Source organism: Succiniclasticum sp. (genome assembly GCF_056977735.1).
The window spans coordinates 58,072-75,859 of record NZ_DBMCWA010000012.1; the positions used below are offsets into that span (position 1 = coordinate 58,072).

General features: G+C 50.4%; 16 protein-coding genes. 1 reads left to right on the forward strand and 15 read right to left on the reverse strand.

The window, feature by feature from the left end; translation table 11 throughout:
* Positions 1 to 328: 328 nt before the first annotated feature.
* The 7 genes from ACZOWY_RS08025 to lepA all read right to left on the reverse strand — a co-directional run bounded on the left by ACZOWY_RS08025 (position 329) and on the right by lepA (position 9,726).
* Positions 329 to 1,282 carry a Fic family protein gene (locus ACZOWY_RS08025; RefSeq protein ID WP_484395127.1) on the reverse strand — a complete coding sequence of 318 codons (954 nt, stop codon included), beginning with the start codon at positions 1,280 to 1,282 and terminating at the stop codon, positions 329 to 331.
* Positions 1,283 to 1,523: 241 nt separating this feature from the next.
* Complete coding sequence (dnaJ, locus tag ACZOWY_RS08030; RefSeq protein WP_484395132.1) at positions 1,524 to 2,687, reverse strand: molecular chaperone DnaJ; 1,164 nt, start codon at positions 2,685 to 2,687, stop codon at positions 1,524 to 1,526.
* A gap of 23 nt (positions 2,688 to 2,710) precedes the next feature.
* Positions 2,711 to 4,561, reverse strand: a complete 1,851-nt coding sequence (dnaK, locus tag ACZOWY_RS08035; RefSeq protein ID WP_484395137.1) for a molecular chaperone DnaK — start codon at positions 4,559 to 4,561, stop codon at positions 2,711 to 2,713.
* Positions 4,562 to 4,599: 38 nt separating this feature from the next.
* The gene (gene grpE, locus ACZOWY_RS08040) at positions 4,600 to 5,283 is read right to left on the reverse strand and encodes a nucleotide exchange factor GrpE (RefSeq protein ID WP_484395143.1); all 684 of its coding nucleotides are present in this window, start codon (positions 5,281 to 5,283) and stop codon (positions 4,600 to 4,602) included.
* A gap of 139 nt (positions 5,284 to 5,422) precedes the next feature.
* Entirely contained in the window at positions 5,423 to 6,451 is a 1,029-nt protein-coding gene (gene hrcA / locus ACZOWY_RS08045) for a heat-inducible transcriptional repressor HrcA (protein ID WP_484395148.1), read from the reverse strand.
* Positions 6,452 to 6,689: 238 nt separating this feature from the next.
* Positions 6,690 to 7,865 carry a radical SAM family heme chaperone HemW gene (gene hemW / locus ACZOWY_RS08050; RefSeq protein ID WP_484395152.1) on the reverse strand — a complete coding sequence of 392 codons (1,176 nt, stop codon included), beginning with the start codon at positions 7,863 to 7,865 and terminating at the stop codon, positions 6,690 to 6,692.
* A gap of 55 nt (positions 7,866 to 7,920) precedes the next feature.
* A complete protein-coding gene (lepA, locus tag ACZOWY_RS08055; RefSeq protein WP_484395156.1) occupies positions 7,921 to 9,726 on the reverse strand; it encodes a translation elongation factor 4 in 1,806 nt (601 codons plus the stop codon).
* 272 nt (positions 9,727 to 9,998) lie between these two features.
* Here lepA and rpsT point away from each other — a divergent pair, with 272 nt between their 5' ends.
* On the forward strand, positions 9,999 to 10,262 hold the full coding sequence (rpsT, locus tag ACZOWY_RS08060; RefSeq protein ID WP_484395161.1) for a 30S ribosomal protein S20: 264 nt from the start codon (positions 9,999 to 10,001) through the stop codon (positions 10,260 to 10,262).
* A 152-nt stretch (positions 10,263 to 10,414) separates the two neighbouring features.
* On the opposite strand, the gene nrdR is transcribed toward rpsT, so the two are convergent.
* From nrdR to murG, 8 genes are all read right to left on the reverse strand, one after another.
* Positions 10,415 to 10,891, reverse strand: a complete 477-nt coding sequence (nrdR, locus tag ACZOWY_RS08065; protein WP_484395167.1) for a transcriptional regulator NrdR — start codon at positions 10,889 to 10,891, stop codon at positions 10,415 to 10,417.
* 100 nt (positions 10,892 to 10,991) lie between these two features.
* A complete protein-coding gene (gene ftsZ / locus ACZOWY_RS08070) occupies positions 10,992 to 12,167 on the reverse strand; it encodes a cell division protein FtsZ (RefSeq protein WP_484395172.1) in 1,176 nt (391 codons plus the stop codon).
* Positions 12,168 to 12,327: 160 nt separating this feature from the next.
* Complete coding sequence (locus tag ACZOWY_RS08075) at positions 12,328 to 12,657, reverse strand: small basic family protein (protein WP_484395176.1); 330 nt, start codon at positions 12,655 to 12,657, stop codon at positions 12,328 to 12,330.
* Positions 12,654 to 13,439 (reverse strand): DUF881 domain-containing protein, encoded by a 786-nt coding sequence (locus ACZOWY_RS08080; protein ID WP_484395181.1) that lies wholly within the window; start codon positions 13,437 to 13,439, stop codon positions 12,654 to 12,656. The genes ACZOWY_RS08075 and ACZOWY_RS08080 overlap by 4 nt, the downstream gene beginning before the upstream one ends.
* A gap of 18 nt (positions 13,440 to 13,457) precedes the next feature.
* Positions 13,458 to 14,228, reverse strand: coding sequence for a cell division protein FtsQ/DivIB (locus ACZOWY_RS08085; RefSeq protein ID WP_484395185.1), 771 nt, complete (start codon positions 14,226 to 14,228; stop codon positions 13,458 to 13,460).
* Between the two features lie 37 nt (positions 14,229 to 14,265).
* Positions 14,266 to 15,207, reverse strand: a complete 942-nt coding sequence (locus ACZOWY_RS08090; RefSeq protein WP_484395190.1) for a D-alanine--D-alanine ligase — start codon at positions 15,205 to 15,207, stop codon at positions 14,266 to 14,268.
* Positions 15,208 to 15,220: 13 nt separating this feature from the next.
* Positions 15,221 to 16,606 carry a UDP-N-acetylmuramate--L-alanine ligase gene (murC, locus tag ACZOWY_RS08095; protein WP_484395194.1) on the reverse strand — a complete coding sequence of 462 codons (1,386 nt, stop codon included), beginning with the start codon at positions 16,604 to 16,606 and terminating at the stop codon, positions 15,221 to 15,223.
* A 55-nt stretch (positions 16,607 to 16,661) separates the two neighbouring features.
* Complete coding sequence (gene murG / locus ACZOWY_RS08100; protein WP_484395198.1) at positions 16,662 to 17,774, reverse strand: undecaprenyldiphospho-muramoylpentapeptide beta-N-acetylglucosaminyltransferase; 1,113 nt, start codon at positions 17,772 to 17,774, stop codon at positions 16,662 to 16,664.
* Positions 17,775 to 17,788: the final 14 nt, after the last annotated feature.

The window sequence follows — 17,788 nt, forward strand, 5'->3', positions numbered from 1 at the left end:
TGTGAAATTTTTATATATTATTTCCCCAGCTTCGCCTCAATCGCTGCCAGCCGCGCTTACTATAGTATACCTTGCAGAGCAACTTATTTAATCATTAATTTATCCGGAAGGCGCCCCCGGAAAATGTAAAACCCCTGTTTCGGCGGGGAAAACTTAGTACCCCTGCGTAACTTGCAGTTTGACAGTTGTATCTTTCGGCTTCGCCTGTACAGACATACAAACTGTCACTCTTTATATATTAAGAAACACTGGGGCGAAACCCCTGTATCCATGCTGGTTTCCGTAAAAAAGTTGGTCATTGGAATGACCAATTTTTTTAACAGGGGAACTACTGCTTTATATATCTCTGGTTCCTGCTGTTTGGTTTATCAGGCAAAGTCATCCTGACCAGCCCCTGTTCCATAGCAGGGTTCATATAATTCTTCCGGAAAGTCTCTTTCGACTTTAATCCCAATGCTTCCATGATTTCCTTTGCCGTATACGGAATCTCGAACTCCATACAGGCCAGCATGCGCTTAACATATTGGGAAGTCTTGGTGTCAGTTTTTTGGACCTGAACGATAATCTCATCCAGAATCTGATCAATCATGTCAAGCATGAACTCTATAAACACATCCGAATTCCCGTTCACATGGCACCGTGCAATGGCGTCATAATACGCTTCCTGAAACCGTTCGATCTGGCTCTCCAGCGGAATATATGCAAACACTTTTCTCCACCTGTATAAAATAACCGTATGCCACAGCCTGGCCATCCTTCCATTTCCGTCTGCAAACGGATGGATAAACACAAACTCATAATGGAACACCGCCGCTATAATCAGTGGGTGAACTTTTCCTTCATTTGTTTTCAACCACAAAAGCAGATCATTCATCAGACTGTTTACCATATTAGGCGGCGGGCAGACAAATATACACCTGCCGCCGGAAAAAACACCCTCCTCCCCTTTACGGAAATCGCCTGATTCCGCTACCGTACGGTACGTCATAATTTTGTGAACAGCTTTCAGATCCCTGATGCTCGCAGGGTTAATCTTTTCTATATTCTCATACGCCTTGAATGCGTTCTTTACTTCCTGTATTTCCTTTTGATCGCCAAGAACAAGATGCCCATTGATTACATCTCTGACCTCATTTAATGAAAGGGAATTCGCTTCAATCCTCAAAGAAGAATGAATGGAACGGATCCGGTTGCTTTTCCGTAGATGCGGTTTCGATTCAAACTCTTTGTGAACAGTAATCTTCCCAACCTTTTCGGAAATTGAGGAAACGAGTGCAAGCATTTTGTCTGATATTGTATACGGCGGAATATAATGCTCCAACTTCGTCACCTCATCTTGCGTATTATCTTACGTATTATCTTGCTTATTATTCCCATGTTGTTCTATTGGTATTTTATCATAAATTTTATCGCCAAGTCTACATTTTTACAGGCTTTACACCATATTTTACAAGTTTGCCCGACATTTGTAATACACAAAAAATACGGCCTGCATTTAACTGCAAGCCGTATCAATTGCTTTCTTACTTAAACAAATCTTTAATTTTGTCCAGGAACCCTTTCTCTTCCGGGTTGATGTTGTCCTTGGCCACATCGGCAAAGTTACGCAGCACCGCTTTCTGCCGTTCGGTAAGCTTCGTAGGCACCACGACCTTGATCCGTACCAACTGGTCGCCCCGGCCGGTTCCCCGCAGCCTCGGAATACCCTTGCCCCGCAGGCGCATCACCCGGCCCGGCTGGGTTCCTTCCGGAACTTTCATGACAACCTTGCCGTCCAGGGTGGGCACTTCCACTTCCGCGCCCAAAGAAGCCTGCACGATGTTGATTGGTACTTCGCAGTACACATCGTTGCCGTCCCGTTCGAAGAACTTGTGAGGCTTCACGAACAGATACACGTACAGGTCGCCGTTGGGTCCGCCCTTGGCGCCGGCGGCTCCTTCGTTGGCTACCCGCAGACGGGAACCGTCCGCCACACCGGCCGGGACTTTTACCTTCAGGCTCTTCTGCTTTTTAACCGTACCTGTGCCGCGGCATTCATGACAAGGGTTGGAAATAATCTTGCCTTCCCCATGGCACTTGGGACAGGGCCGCACGGTCTGCATCTGACCCAGCATGGTGTTCTGCACCACGCGGATCTGACCGGTGCCGTGGCAGTCCGGACAGGTCTCTACTTTGGAACCGGGTTCCGCGCCGTTGCCGTGGCAGTGGTCGCAGGTCTCGTCCCGGTACAGGGAAATCTCCTTTTCCACACCAAAGGCCGCTTCTTCGAAGGACAGGTTCAGGTCAAAGCGCAGGTCGCTGCCCTTCTGGGGCCCGTTGTTGGCCTGGCCTCCCCTGCGTCCGCCGGCACCGCCGAAGAACATATCGAAAATGTCCTCCATACCGTTGCCAAAACCGCCTGCGCCGAATCCGCCAAAGCCTTCAAACCCGTTGAAGCCTCCGGCGCCTGCGCCGCCATTTTCAAAGGCCGCCATGCCGAACTGGTCATACTGGGCACGCTTCTGCTCATCCGAAAGGACGCTATACGCCTCGCTGCATTCCTTGAACTTTTCAGCGGCTTCCGGATTATCCTTGTTCAAATCAGGATGGTACTTGCGTGCCAGCTTGCGATATGCTTTTTTAATATCATCGGCGCTGGCGTCTTTCGCGACGCCGAGCACCTCATAAAAATCTCTCTTTTCAGCCATTGTTCCATCCCATCTCGCTGCTGTTATTTCTTATCGTCAACAACTTCCGCGTCAACTACATCGTCTTCGGGCTTTTTGCTTTCGCCTGCACCCTGTGCACCGGCTGCGCCTGCAGCACCTGCGTCGCCCTTGTTGGCTTCCGCCTGCTTATACAGTTCGGCGGACAGTTCATACAACGGTTTGGTCAGCGCTTCGGTGTCCGCTTTGATCTTGTCGTTGTCGTTGCCCTTCAGGTCTTCTTTCAAGGTATCCATTGCGGATTTTACTTTAGCAATCAGGTCGTCCTTGCCTTTGCCTTCCATATCTTTGATGGTCTTTTCCGCCTGGTAGATCAGGGAGTCGGCCTGGTTGCGAACCTCTACGCCTTCCTTGCGTTTCTTGTCCGCTTCCGCGTTGGCTTCCGCTTCTTTCACCATCCGGTCTACTTCGTCCTTGCTCAGGGTGCCGGAAGAAGTGATGGTGATCTTCTGTTCCTTGCCGGTGCCCAGGTCTTTGGCGCTTACGTTTACGATACCGTTGGCATCGATATCAAACGCCACTTCAATCTTCGGAACTCCGCGGGGAGCTGCCGGGATGCCGCCCAGTTCGAAACGGCCCAAGGTCTTGTTGTCCGCCGCCATGTCGCGTTCGCCCTGCAGCACGTGGATATCAACCGAAGGCTGGTTATCCGTTGCCGTGGAGAATACCTGCTTCCGGGAAGTCGGAATGGTGGTATTGCGGTCGATGATGCGGGTGAACACGCCGCCCAGGGTTTCAATGCCCAGAGACAGCGGGGTTACGTCCAGCAGCAGTACGTCTTTTACTTCGCCTGCCAGTACGCCGGCCTGGATGGCAGCGCCGATGGCTACGCATTCATCCGGGTTTACATTGCGGGTAGGCTCTTTGCCCATGACGCGTTTGATGGCTTCCTGTACCGCCGGGATACGGGAGGAACCGCCAACCAGGATAACCTTGTTGATATCGCTGGCGGAGAGGCCTGCGTCGCTCAGCGCACGCTTGGTGGGTCCAATGGTCCGTTCTACCAGGTCCGACGTCATTTCTTCAAATTTGGCGCGGGTCAGGTTCATGTCCAGATGTTTCGGGCCGTCAGCGCCTGCGGTGATAAACGGCAGGTTGATGTTGGTGGTCACCATGCTGGACAGTTCGATCTTGGCTTTTTCCGCTGCTTCACGCAGACGCTGCATCGCCATCTTGTCGTTGGACAGGTCGATGCCGTTTTCTTTCTTGAATTCCGCAACCATCCAGTCCATGATGCGGTTATCGAAGTCATCGCCGCCCAGATGGGTGTCGCCGTTGGTAGCTTTTACTTCAAATACGCCGTCGCCCAGTTCCAGGATGCTGACATCGAAGGTGCCGCCGCCCAGGTCATACACCAGGATGGTATGGTCGTCGGTCTTGTCAATACCGTATGCCAGGGAAGCCGCGGTCGGTTCGTTGATGATACGCAGCACTTCCAGGCCGGCGATCTTGCCGGCGTCTTTGGTTGCCTGGCGCTGGGAATCGGAGAAGTACGCCGGTACGGTGATGACCGCCTGGCTTACCGTCTCGCCCAGATACTTTTCCGCATCTGCTTTCAGTTTCTGCAGGATCATGGCGGAGATTTCTTCCGGGGAGTATTTCTTGTCGCCGATCTCCACACGGTAACCGGCTTCGCCCATGTGCCGTTTAATGGAGCTTACGGTACGTGTGGGGTTGGAAATTGCCTGACGTTTTGCCATCTGGCCAACCAGCCGCTGGTCGTCTTTCGTGAAACCGACTACAGAAGGAGTCAGGCGGCTGCCTTCCGGGTTCGTGATGACGGTAGGTTCGCCGCCTTCCATTACTGCTACAACAGAGTTCGTAGTACCTAAGTCAATACCAATTACTTTAGACATGATGTATTCCTCCTTAAATTTTTAACTGAATTAAAATGTTACTCGTTGCTGATGACGCGCACCTTGCTGTGGCGCACCACCTTGTCGTGGAGCTGGTAGCCTTTCTCAAAAACCATATCGATGGTATCTTCTTCCAGTTCCGGGTTCTGCCCCCGCATCACCGCTTCGTGGAAATTGGGGTTGAACTTTTCGCCCTGGGCCGGAATCTCTTTCACGCCCAGATCTTCCAGCGTTTTTACAAACTGTTTCTGGATGCCGGCCATGCCGTCTACCACGCTCTGCACATCAACGGCGTTGGCTGCTGCGGCTTCAGCCCGTTCAAAGTTATCCAGAATCTGTAAAAACTTGTTGACCACGCTGATGGTCACATAGGTGGCCAGCTCTTCCCGCTCGGCCGTATTGCGGCGGCGGAAATTATCAAAATCTGCCTGAAGACGGAGCAGCCGGTTCTTCATTTCCGTTGCTTCTTCTTCTTTTGTTTTCAGCAGGGCCGCCGTAGCCGTCAGTTTCGCCTGTACATCCTCCAGCGTTTCTTCCGTTGCTTCCTCCTGCTTTGTTTCCTCTGCAGAATTTCCAGCCGTCCCTTCCCCGTTTCCGGTTCCCGGGGCTTCCGCCTGTTCCGGCGCGTTGCCGGTTACGGTTTCCTCTCCGTTCTGCACCGTTTCGTTCAGATTCGGGTCAGCCTGTTCCCGGATTTCTTCTTCACTCTTCCTGTTAAACAACACAGTTCCTCCTTTTGGGTTTCTTTCTGTTCAGACAATCTATTATAAATGATGCTTTCTCACGAAAGGTTCTCTCGCAATCCGTCCGCGCTTCCTGACAACGCTACCAATTCCTCCGGAAGCCGGCGCAACTGCAAAGTCATTCCGGATTTTTTAAAATTGTTTCCAGATATTTGTGCAGATAATTCATCACCGCGATGACCTTGCGGTATTCCATCCGGGTAGGTCCCAGCACCGCCATGGTCCCTACGATCTGCCCGTTCAGCCGGTAGGTGGCCTGCACCATGCTGCAGTCTTTGATGCCGGTGAACTTGTTCTCGCTGCCGATGGTCACCTTCAGTCCGGAATCATCCCCGGCACTCAGGATATCTTTTACCACTTTTTCTTCTTCCAGAATCCCCAGCAGGTCTTTCACCCGGCTTACATCCTGGAACTCCGGCTGGTTCAGCAGCTGCTTGGCGCCACCCAGGAACACCTTCTGCTCGCTGTTCTTCGCGACAATCTGGCCGATAGCTTTCTTCAGGGAAGCCAGCATCACTTCATCCTGTGACACCGCCGAATATACTTCCTGCAATTTATCTCCCGTGATTTCCGTCAGCGGTTTGCCTTCCAACAGGTTGCTCATCTTCCCGGACAGGTAATCCAGCTCACCGGAAGACATCCCCGCGGGAATGTCGATGAGCCCGTTGTCCATGGCCCCATCGTCCGTGACGATACACAGGATTGCCTGGTTATCATTCAACGGGAGGAATTTCAGATACTTGAACCGGGCCGTAGATTTCTTGTTTGCCAGAACCAGCGAAACATTCTGGGTCATACGGGACAGGATCTTGGCCGTGGATTTAAAAATGTCATCCATGTTGCGGATGCGTTCTTTATACCAGCTGTTGATCAGCGCCATATCATTTTCCGTCAGCACGCCGGGTTCTTCCTTCATGGAATCCACGTACAGGCGGTACGCCTGCGCCGAAGGAACACGCCCTGCCGAGGTATGGGGCTGCTCAAGGTAGCCTAACAGTTCCAGATCGCTCATCTCATTACGGATGGTGGCCGGACTCAGCCCCAGGTTATGTTTGCGGGCAATGGTTCGCGAACCCACCGGTTCCGCAGTTTCAATATAATCTTCGATGATGATCTGCAGGATTTTCCGTTTACGGTCGTTTAACATAATCCCACCTCATCTTGGTTCAGGAGGCTTTTGTTTCAGGCCTCCTTCATGTTTCTGTATTTGTTAGCACTCATATACGTAGAGTGCTAACATCTTTCACAATGTAAGAATAGCACCGGACCGAAAGAATGTCAATAGTCAAAAAGTAAAATTTTTATTTTTTACCATGCAATTCACACAAACTTCATAGTTTGGGAACAGAACGTCCTGTTGGAAAGAAAAAACGCCTGCATTCACCTCAAATAAATGCTTCAAAAGCCCGGTTGCCGTATTGCATACCGTATGGAGTCAGACGCAGCATTCTACCTTCGCATTCTGCCATCTTCCTGTCCAGCAGAGTCTGAATATCCTTACCATAACTTTCCAATATATCGATACCAAATCGTTGCTGTATTTTCTGCAGGTTCACGCCTTCAGTCATACGCAGACCCATAATCATAGCTTCACTGACCTGTGTTTTACGGTCAAGGGATTCGGTTTGCCACAGGCCGCTGTCAGTTTTGAGAGCAGATAGCGATAGGTTAGCTGATTCTTGAATATATTGCAGCACATCAGTCGTATTCGTCCGTCGTTCTTTTCTGTTAAACGTACAGGCGCCCACGCCGAATGCAGCGTAAGGTTCGTAATGCCAATACACCGTATTGTGCAGCGACTCCTGCCCCGGCACTGCGTAATTGGAAATTTCATACCGCTGCAGGCCTGCTCTGGCCAAAACGTCCGTTGTCATTTCATACATATTATATGATGCTTCTTCATCCGGCAATATGACGTTACCCTCTGCGACCAGCTTTTCCAACGGCGTCCCTTCTTCCAGGATAAGGCTGTACACGGAAACATGAGACAAATCTAAATGTAATATCCTGTCCAGCGTGTTACGGAACGACTCCAGCGTCTGCTCTGGTATGCCCGACATCAGATCCACGTTAATTCGTGAAAAGCCAGCCTGCTTTGCCTCTTTCACCGCCCGGACAGCCGGCTCCGCCGTATGGATCCGGCCCAGCGCCCGCAACTCGTTGTCCTGCAGCGACTGCACGCCCAAACTAATCCGGTCAAATCCAATTTCACGCAGGGCACACAGCTTTTCCGCATCCACGGTTCCGGGATTCGCTTCAATGGTCGCTTCTGCCGGATCATTCCACCAGTCGCACTGTTTCAGACAGGCAACGATTTTCTGAATTTGTTCCACGGAAAGAACGGTCGGCGTTCCCCCGCCAAAATAAACCGTCGCCCCTTTGGCAACAGGTAACTCCCGTTGCAACGAGCGAACTTCGATTTCCCTGCACAGCGCATCCACATACTGCTGCCGCACCTCTTCCGGAAATCCCGCATAGGATGGGAAATCACAGTATAAACATTTTTGCAAACAAAAAGGGGTATGTACATATACCCCTTGGAATTGTTCCCAGCGTTCCATTGCTTACTCCGCCATTCAGGAAACACCGCACAATCAAAACGGTGCGGCGTTTTCTTTATTTCTTTTTATCCATGCTTAAAATCGCCATGAAGGCTTCCTGGGGCAGTTCCACCGTGCCCACCTGCTTCATGCGTTTTTTACCGGCTTTCTGTTTTTCCAGCAGCTTGCGTTTCCGGCTGATGTCGCCGCCATAGCATTTGGCCAGCACGTCTTTGCGCAGCGCCGCCACGTCTTCCCGGGCGATGACTTTATTGCCGATGGCCGCCTGCACCGGAATGGAGAACTGCTGGCGGGGGATCAGGCTGCGCAGCCGTTCCACCAGCTTGCGGCCCTGCACCTGGGCATTATCCCGGTGTACGATGGCCGCCAGCGCGTCCACCTGATCTCCGTTCAGGAGGATGTCCACCTTCACCAGATCGCTGGGTTTATAGCCGGACAATTCGTAATCCAGGGACGCGTACCCCCGGCTGCAGCTTTTCAGCCGGTCAAAATAATCGTAAATGATTTCGGAAAGCGGCAGCGAATAATGGATCATGACCCGCTCCTCGTCCAGATAGGTCATGTTCTGATATTCCCCGCGTTTTTCCTGGGATAATTCCATAACCGCCCCAACGTAATCTTTCGGAACGATGATAGTCGCTGTAACGTAGGGTTCTGCAACCTCTGCAATCACGGTCGGATCCGGAAACGCGGAAGGGTTATCCACCAGTTCGATATCCCCGTTAGTTTTATTGATCTGATACACCACGTTCGGCGCGGTGGTGATCAGGTCTAACTTATATTCCCGTTCCAGTCTTTCCTTGATGACATCCATGTGCAACAGGCCCAGAAAGCCGCAACGGAACCCAAAGCCTAACGCCGTGGATGTCTCCGGTTCAAACAGCAGGGATGCGTCATTCAGATGAAGTTTTTCCAATGCGTCCCGCAGATTATCGTAATCCGTATTTTCTACCGGATACAGACCGCAGAACACCATGGGCGTAGCTTTGCGATAGCCCGGCAGCGGTTCGTCGGCGGGATGGACCGCATCCGTCACCGTGTCGCCTACCCGGGCCTCGCCCACCGTTTTGATTGCTGCGGCCAGAAAACCTACCTCGCCGGCCCGCAGCACATCCACATTCACCGGAGACGGTTTGAACACGCCCACCTCCGTCACTTCATAGGTAGCGCCGGTGGCCATCATTTCAATCTTCATGCCCTTGCGGATCGTTCCGTCATAGACACGTAAATATAAAAGCACACCTTTGTAGGAGTCAAATTTAGAATCAAACACCAGTGCTTTCAACGGTTTGTCGTCATCTGCTTCCGGGGCGGGAATCCGCTGGACAATAGCTTCCAGGATATCCTCTACCCCTTCCCCGGTCTTGGCGCTGCACAGCACCGCCTCGCTGGCGTCTATGCCTATTACATCTTCAATTTCCTTACGCACTTTGTCCGGGTCAGCGCTGGGCAGGTCGATCTTGTTGATGACAGGAATGATTTCCAGATTATTATCTAACGCTAGGTACGTATTGGCCAGCGTCTGGGCCTCGATGCCCTGGCTGGCGTCAATGACCAGCAGCGCGCCTTCGCAGGCTGCCAACGCACGGGACACTTCATAATTGAAGTCAACATGCCCGGGGGTATCGATAAAATTCAGCATGTAGTCTTCCCCGTTTTTGGCACGGTAGATGCTTTGCACCGCCTGGTCCTTGATGGTGATGCCCCGCTCCCGTTCCAGGTCCATGGAATCCAGGATCTGTTCTTCCATCTCCCGTTTGGATAAGGTGCCGGTCATCTCGATCAGCCGGTCGGCCAGTGTGGATTTGCCGTGGTCGATATGTGCGATAATCGAAAAATTACGGATATGGTCTTTCTGCATATGATCTTTGCGGCTTATGCCGCTCCTTTCTGTATATGGATCCGCTGCTTCAATAGAAAAGCTGAAGCAGCCTTTGATCTGGCAGGATAGCTGTTGAAAACACACAGATGTCTATCCTGTTTTCATCGTTTCTTTGATATTATATCGTATATTTGGCTTTTTGTGGTAAAATATTTTGGGATTTTGAATACATCTCTGTAAAATCAGCTTGCATAAAGTAAACGCACGTGGTAAAATACTTTGGTAAAAGTTATTTGTAGGAGGTGAATCCATTGCCTAACATTAAATCCTCTATCCGCAGCGTAAAGACCGATGCTGAACGTCGCGCAAAAAACGCAGCTGAAAAGAGCGCTGTTCGTACTGCTGCAAAAAAAGTAGAAGCACAGGTTGCTGAAGGAAATAAAGCAGAAGCCGAAGTAACGTTAAAGAACGCTTCCAGCCTGCTGGATAAAGCGGCCCAGAGCGGTGTTATTTCCAAAAATGCTGCTGCCCGCAAAAAATCTAAACTGGCTAAAAAAGTGAACAAGGTACAGTAATTGTGCTTACAAAATTATCCTGCTTACCATGTAGGCAGGTTTTTTTGTTTCCTTAATATTAAAGCACCGATAATTGTCTCCCTTCTTCCATATACTTTGCATGGAACTGCCGGGCGATAACTATCGGTGCTTTTTATTATATGAGAAACCAGTTATTTCTTACTTTCTTCTTTTTTATTGTTTGCCATGATCCGCTGCAGTTCCTGCATAAAGTTCTGCACATCCGCAAACTGCCGGTAAACCGAGGCGAAGCGTACATAGGCAATCTGATCCGTTTTTTCCAGATGCTCCATGACCAGCTCCCCAATTTCCCGGCTGGTCACTTCCGATTCCCCTTTCAGGCGCAGTTCCCTTTCAATTTCATGCGCCATATCCTGAATGGTCTCTACAGAAACAGGGCGTTTTTCAAAAGCTTTCAGGAGCCCGTTAAACAGTTTTGAGCTGTCAAACAATTCCCTCCGCCCATCTTTTTTATTAACCACCAGCGGAGTCTCTTCGTATTTTTCATAGGTCGTGAAGCGCCTGCTACATTGCGGGCATTCCCTGCGGCGGCGGATCGACGCGCCGTTTTCCACAGACCGGGAGTCAATGACACGACTGTCTTCAAAAGAACAAAACGGACATCTCATAGGTACACATTCCTTTCCTTACGGAATATAAAAAGAACAAAGCCGGAGACAGAATATAACAAAGCGGCAGTATTACACTGCCGCGTGTTATTTTACATACTCAGCGAATCCAGGGCGGAACTTCCGGTGTTGAACCAAACGGGGAAGGATTAATGATTGGCTTTTGCCCCGCCGCAGGCGCCGGCTGCTGCGGTTTCTGAACGGCCGGCTTAGGAGCAGCCGGTTTAGGAGTGGTCTGACGCTGCGTCATTTTAGTACCAGCCATCTTGATAGGCGCCTGTCCCGTCAAAACCGGATTCTTTCCGTTAAAACCGGTAGCAATAACGGTTACGCGGATTTCATCATCCAGTTTTTCGTCGATGACCGCACCGAAGATAATATTGGCATCCGGATCCACTGCTTCCGTGATAATATTCGAAGCTTCCGTCACATCAAACAGGGTCAGGTCTTTACCGCCGGTAATGTTAAACAACACGCCCCGGGCCCCTTCAATCGATGCTTCCAGCAACGGGCTCTTGATAGCCGCCTCAGCCGCTTCAACCGCACCATTTTCACCTTTTGCAGTACCAATCCCCATCAGGGCAGAACCTGCATTCGACATGATCGTTTTTACGTCTGCAAAGTCCGCGTTGATCAGACCGGGCACGGAGATCAAATCGGAAATGCCCTGAACGCCCTGACGCAGTACATCGTCCGCGATGCGGAACGCATCCAGCATACTGGTCCTGCGGTCAATTACCTGCAGCAGCCGGTCATTCGGAATCGTAATCAGCGTATCCACGCGGTCCTTTAAATTTACGATACCGGCTTCCGCCTGGTTCATCCGGCGCTTTCCTTCAAAAGAAAACGGTTTGGTGACCACGCCTACTGTCAGCGCGCCGGCTTCACGGGCGCATTCTGCCACAATGGGAGCCGCGCCGGTTCCCGTACCGCCGCCCATACCTGCGGTAACAAAAACCATGTCCGCGCCGCGCAGCTGCTCAATCAGGACTTCCCTGGATTCTTCCGCGGCTTTCTGACCGATTTCCGGATTGGCGCCTGCGCCTAACCCCTTGGTCAGCTTTTCGCCAATCTGGATACGGTTCTGTGCTTTGGACAAAAGCAGTGCCTGGGCATCACAGTTTACCGCAATAAAATCTACGCCCTGAAGACCGGACGTAATCATGCGGTTTACCGCATTGTTACCGCCGCCGCCTACGCCAACGACTTTAATCTTAGCCAGTGTTTCAGGAGTAATGCCAGAATCAACCGGATTATTCATAATATCTTCAAACATATTCGGTTTCCCCCTACTAAATAATACTACTTGTTGTTATTATACCATTCAATTCAAAAATAAAAAAGTACATTATGCAGAAACTGAAAAGAAATTCAAGATAAAGAACGGTTTTTCCTTCTTACTTTTCATGAGTTCAAACTTATTTCAAAATTTGCCTTTATTTTTTCAGATACAGCCGGCGGATGATGGCAAGATTATTAAAAATGCGCATACCAAGTACAAGGATTACAATCAGGTAAAAATCAATATCCATCATGATGCCTGCATAGCAAAGAAAAACTGACATAACGATGTTGACGAAAAATCCGGACAGGAACACGACGTTATCATAATCGCCTTCCATCGCCGCACGGAGTCCGCCGAACGCAGTATCCAACCCCGCCATCAGCGCTACGGAAAAATAGGGAGCATAAATTTTCGGTATAAAACCCGGAGTCAGGATACCGCCGATAATGCCAAAAATCAGGCCGATCACTGCATAGATCATTGGGCACCTCCCGCGGTTTTCTGCGAAGATTCCCCGGTCTGATTATCAGCAGTCCCTTTTGCATCCGCTGCAGCCTGACCTGCTTCCTTTTTTTCTTCTTCGCTCACAATTTTAGCAAACTCAAAAGTCCGTTTTCCTTTGAAGGCCGGAATCCTGACTTTATCCGATTGTACGACCTCCGCCTTGATACCCCAGAATTTAAAATTCTCGATAACGCCACCCCTCAATTTCAGCGAGCTCTCCAGCGTCTGGGGATCGCCGATCGCAGAAATCACAAAAGGCGATGCCAGTCTTCTTTCATTTACAAGGACGGTAGGACCGACACAGCGGACCTCGCTGGAGCCGATCAGTCTCTGCCCGTTCAGGGAAATGGCTTCTGCACCGGCAGAGCGCAGCTCATTGATTACGCGAAGCAGATCTTCGTCATGAATGATATAAAGGTTCTTGTTCTCCCCTCCCTTGGCAGCCTGTTTGCTGTCATCCAGGGTAAAAACTATTCCCTTTCCTTCCATGACGGTCTCACCCGCCCGTGCTTTCAGTTCATCCATCTCTTTCTGTGCCGCTCCGGAAATCCGGCCCGCTCTGTATTCTTCCAGTTCTTTGGCCAGCTTGTCCCGGTCTGCCTGTACTTCTTTCAGGCGTACCGTCAGATCTTCCGCACGCTGCACCGCCACATTCTGATGCTGATTATGAGACTTCAGCTGCATTGTGATCATAAATCCCAAAATAATACATACCAGAAAAATTAATATTCTGGTATGTTTATTTTTTACTGTCATCATTCCTGCTATCCTCTTTTCTTACTGCTCCTGATTTCTGAGCCGGACAAAGGGTTTGCTGTACTGCAGATCCATATAGTCAATTTGTACTTTTTTCCCCTTCATCTCGTTGAAAACCGTCATAAACAGCTCCGCTTTCCCCGCCAGTTCATTCACAGGGCCCAAAATCACAGGGAACCCGTACCGCATGTGTAAAATCAGCTTTTTTTCCGCATCCACACTCAGGTCTGCAATCTGTTCCTTTGCGTCCGGCTGCAGTTTTTCCAGAAACTTCAGCACTTCCTGGATCGTATCGTTCTCCAGTGTATCCCCGATAAATGCATTACCGCAGGCAACACCGGCCAGACGGGGCACGGAAGCGTCCCTGATACCGTCCGTCATATCCATGACCAGCGCAGTCCTGTCCAGTTTCGCGTAATTGCCATAATCTGTTACTACATACAAGGCGGGCTTACGTTCTTTGATATAAACATTCAGGACAGAAGGGAAATCGTAATGCGCTTCCGCACTCTCAACCCTTACATCCCCCTGCAGGGCTGCAACAATTTTACTTTTTGATACCCGAAACAGGTTTACAGGTTTCCCGGATCCTGCCATCTCCAGAATCTTTCCCGGGGTAAACTGTTTGCTGCCATGAATTACGATATCGCCAAATGCAAAGTCAGGCCGGTGGATGTGCCTCCAGCCTGCTACGATGGCAACCGCAAAAACAAGCAGCCCCAAAAGCCATATTATATTGTTCAGCCGCCTGCGACGGCGGTCTTCCTGTAATTTTTCATGAGAAGAACTCATTTACCAAGCCTCCGGAACTGCACTGTTTCACAATTCCTTACAGGTGCGCGGTTTCCAATATCATTTCGCACAAATCGCCAAAGTCCGTGCCTTCTGCCCTGGCCGCATCCGGTACAAGGCTGGTAGGCGTCATGCCGGGGACGGTATTCATCTCCAGTACATAACATCTGCCGTCTTCCCCGATCATACAGTCTGTCCGGGCCACGCCGGAACAGCCTAATACTTCATAGGCTTTTACGGAAATGTCTTTCAAAGTCCGGGTTATTTCTTCCGGCAGCGGCGCCGGTACAAGGTGATCCACACCGCCAGCGGAATATTTTGCGTTAAAATCATACCATTCCGCATGAGGATGTATCAGGACCACAGGCCAGACTTTCACGGAGCCGTCTTTCCGGCGGATCATGCACACAGACGTCTCCTGTCCTGCGATATATTCCTCAACCAGTACTTCTTCATCATACTGAAATGCTTCGTCCAATGCTTTCTGCAGGCCCGAAATTTCCTTTTCAATGGTAACGCCAAGGGAACTGCCCTGGGATACCGGTTTGACTACTACAGGCAGGGAAAATTTATCTGTAATCGCTTTGACCATATCCTGTTTCCCACGGTCACGGCGGTGCAGGAAAATATAATCCGGCGTAGGAATACCGCTGCCCAGAAATACCCGTTTGGCAGTCAGTTTATTCATACTGACGGAGCTGGCCAGCACACCGGATCCTGTATAGGGAACCCCCATCATCTCCAGCGCACTCTGCAGCCTGCCATCCTCGCCATATAAACCGTGCACGGCAATCACTACCACGTCCGCGCCGCTTTCCTTCACCTGTTCGGAAAACTCATGCGGTACCAGACGAATCTCCTTTACATGATATCCTTTCCCGCGTAATGCCTCTGCCATCGCATGCCCCGTGGACAGCGAAATCTTCTCTTCCGCTGAAGGACCGCCCATCACGACGGCAACTGTTTTTTCTTTATCCATGTTTTTCCCCATTCTATTTTTCTATTTGCCTGAATTCTTTTACCAGCTCTTCACCGATCCGGAATACATCGCCGGCGCCCATGGTAATCACCAGATCGCCCTCTTTGCAGTTTTTAAACAGATGCTCTTCCACCCTGGAAAAATTGTCGATATATATAACATCCTGCCCTGTCGTTACTTTTATGGACTCTGCCAGAACTTTTCCGTTAATACCGGGGATTGGATCCTCACCGGCAGAATAAATGTGCGTCAGAATCAGTTTGTCACAATTGGAAAAGCATTTGCAGAACTCTTCATACAGAAGTTTCGTCCGGCTGTAACGGTGGGGCTGGAAGACGCATACGATCCGTTTGGCCCCTGTTTCCTTCGCCGCCTGAAGCGTGGCACCGATTTCTGTAGGATGATGGGCGTAATCGTCAACGATCCAGATTCCGTTTTCTTTCCCTTTGGTTTCAAAACGCCGTTTGGCACCGGAGAACTTTGCCAGTGCAGCCACAATCGTTTCGGTTGCAACCCCCATCAGAGTGGACGCTGCAAAAGCGCCCAGCGAATTCAGCACATTATGTTTGCCCGGCACGATCAGATGTACGGAGACCAGTTTCACGCCTTTATGGTACAAATCATAGTCGGTTCCTTCCAGGCTGTGGCGGATGTCCTTCGCGTAATAATCACAGTCATCCGTCAACCCGTAGGTAATAAACCTGCGTTCTGTTTCTTCAGACAGGCGGCGCACCTTCGCATTGTCAAGACACAAAACAGCTGTCCCGCCTTCCTTCATGTGTGAAAGATACTCTTTAAAAGCCTGATAAATATTTTCTTCCGTTCCGTAATGATCCAGATGATCGTCTTCAATATTAGTAATCACAGGAATATAGGGTGTAAACTTTAAGAACGATCCGTCGCTTTCGTCTGCTTCCGCCACGACCCAATCGCTTTCCCCGTTTCGTGCGTTACCGCCCAGGGCTGCTACGTCGCCGCCGATCACAACCGTGGGATCGATTCCGGCTTCTGACGCGATAACACCGATCATAGCACTGGTCGTCGTCTTGCCATGTGCCCCGGCTACAGCGACTCCCTTTGTTCCCGAACCGTTCAAAAGCTCCATCAATACATCGCTGCGATGCAAAACAGGAATATTCTTGGCACGGGCAGCCGCCAGTTCCGGGTTCGTCTTAGGAATCGCTGAGGAAACAACAACCGCCTCTGCTCCTTCGGTCTGGCACTCGTCATGACCCATGTATACTAAAGCACCCGCTTCAGCCAGTTCATAAGCCATATGCCCGACCTGCAGATCGGAGCCTGTAACATCAAAGCCGCGTTTTACCAGTACATACGCTAACGCACTCATCCCGGCTCCTCCGATACCGATAAAGTGGATATGTCTGTAATTGTCCAACATCTGCTTTACCTCCGCCTTCGTTTTGGAAACCGCTGACAGAATTCATTTTTTGTAATCAGCGTTTCCTTGTATTTATCAAAGCAACTGCCTGTTTTGCAATATCCATAGCGGCTTCAGGCCGGCCTGCCCTGCCAGCGGCAAGTTTCATCTGCCGCAATTCCCTTTCCTGATGCAAAAGCCGCTCCACCTTTTCCTGCAGGATATCCCCATTCAGTTCCCTGTCCAGGATCACCTGTGCCGCGCCAGCCGCCTCTAACGCCCTGGCGTTGAATTCCTGGTGATTGGCCGTAGCGTAAGGGAACGGGACCAGGATAGACGGGATACCCCGGGCAGTCAGTTCCGCCAGCCCGATAGCTCCGGCCCGGAACACTGCCAGATCGGCTGCAGCCAGTGCCATCGGCATATCATATAAATAGGCAGAAACGTGGATATTCGATTTGAATCCACCCGCTTCCTCAATCTGTTTCCTGTAGGCTTCGTAATTATTTTTCCCGGTAGCATGCAGAACCTGTACATCGTCCCTGCCTGACAGTTCCTTTTCCAGCCGGAACGCAGCTTTGTTGATCGAAGCAGCGCCCAGGCTGCCGCCGGCAATCAGGATGGTCTTTTTATTTACATCCAGTTGGAAAAAACGCAACGCTTCCCACCGTGTATGGCTTAAAATCTCCTCCCGGATCGGGTTTCCGGTAAAGACCTTTCGTGCTTTTCCCTTAAAATACTTGTCCGCTTCTTTGTATCCTAGAAAAATCGTTTTCACAAAATGCGATAAAATTTTGTTAGTCACTCCCGGCAGGGCATTCTGTTCCTGCACACAGGCCGGAATCCCTTTCATAGCCGCCAGAAATACAATGGGGCCGCAAACATAGCCTCCGGTACCGATAACCAGGTCCGGTTTATGCCTGTCCAAGAGTTTTTTTGCATCCCCAAGACCCGTGAACAACTTATAAATCGAACGGAACGTGTCCGTGCTCAGGCTCCGCTTAAATCCCTGCACATCAATAAAATCTATGGGATATCCGGCGCGGGGCACCAGATCTTTTTCCAAGCCGTGGGTCGTGCCGACAAAACGTATCTCTGCTTCCGGATACAGTTTTTTTATGGTATCCGCAATGGTCAGCGCCGGGTAGATATGTCCACCGGTACCGCCGCCGGATACAATGATCTTCATCTGATTGTTGTCTC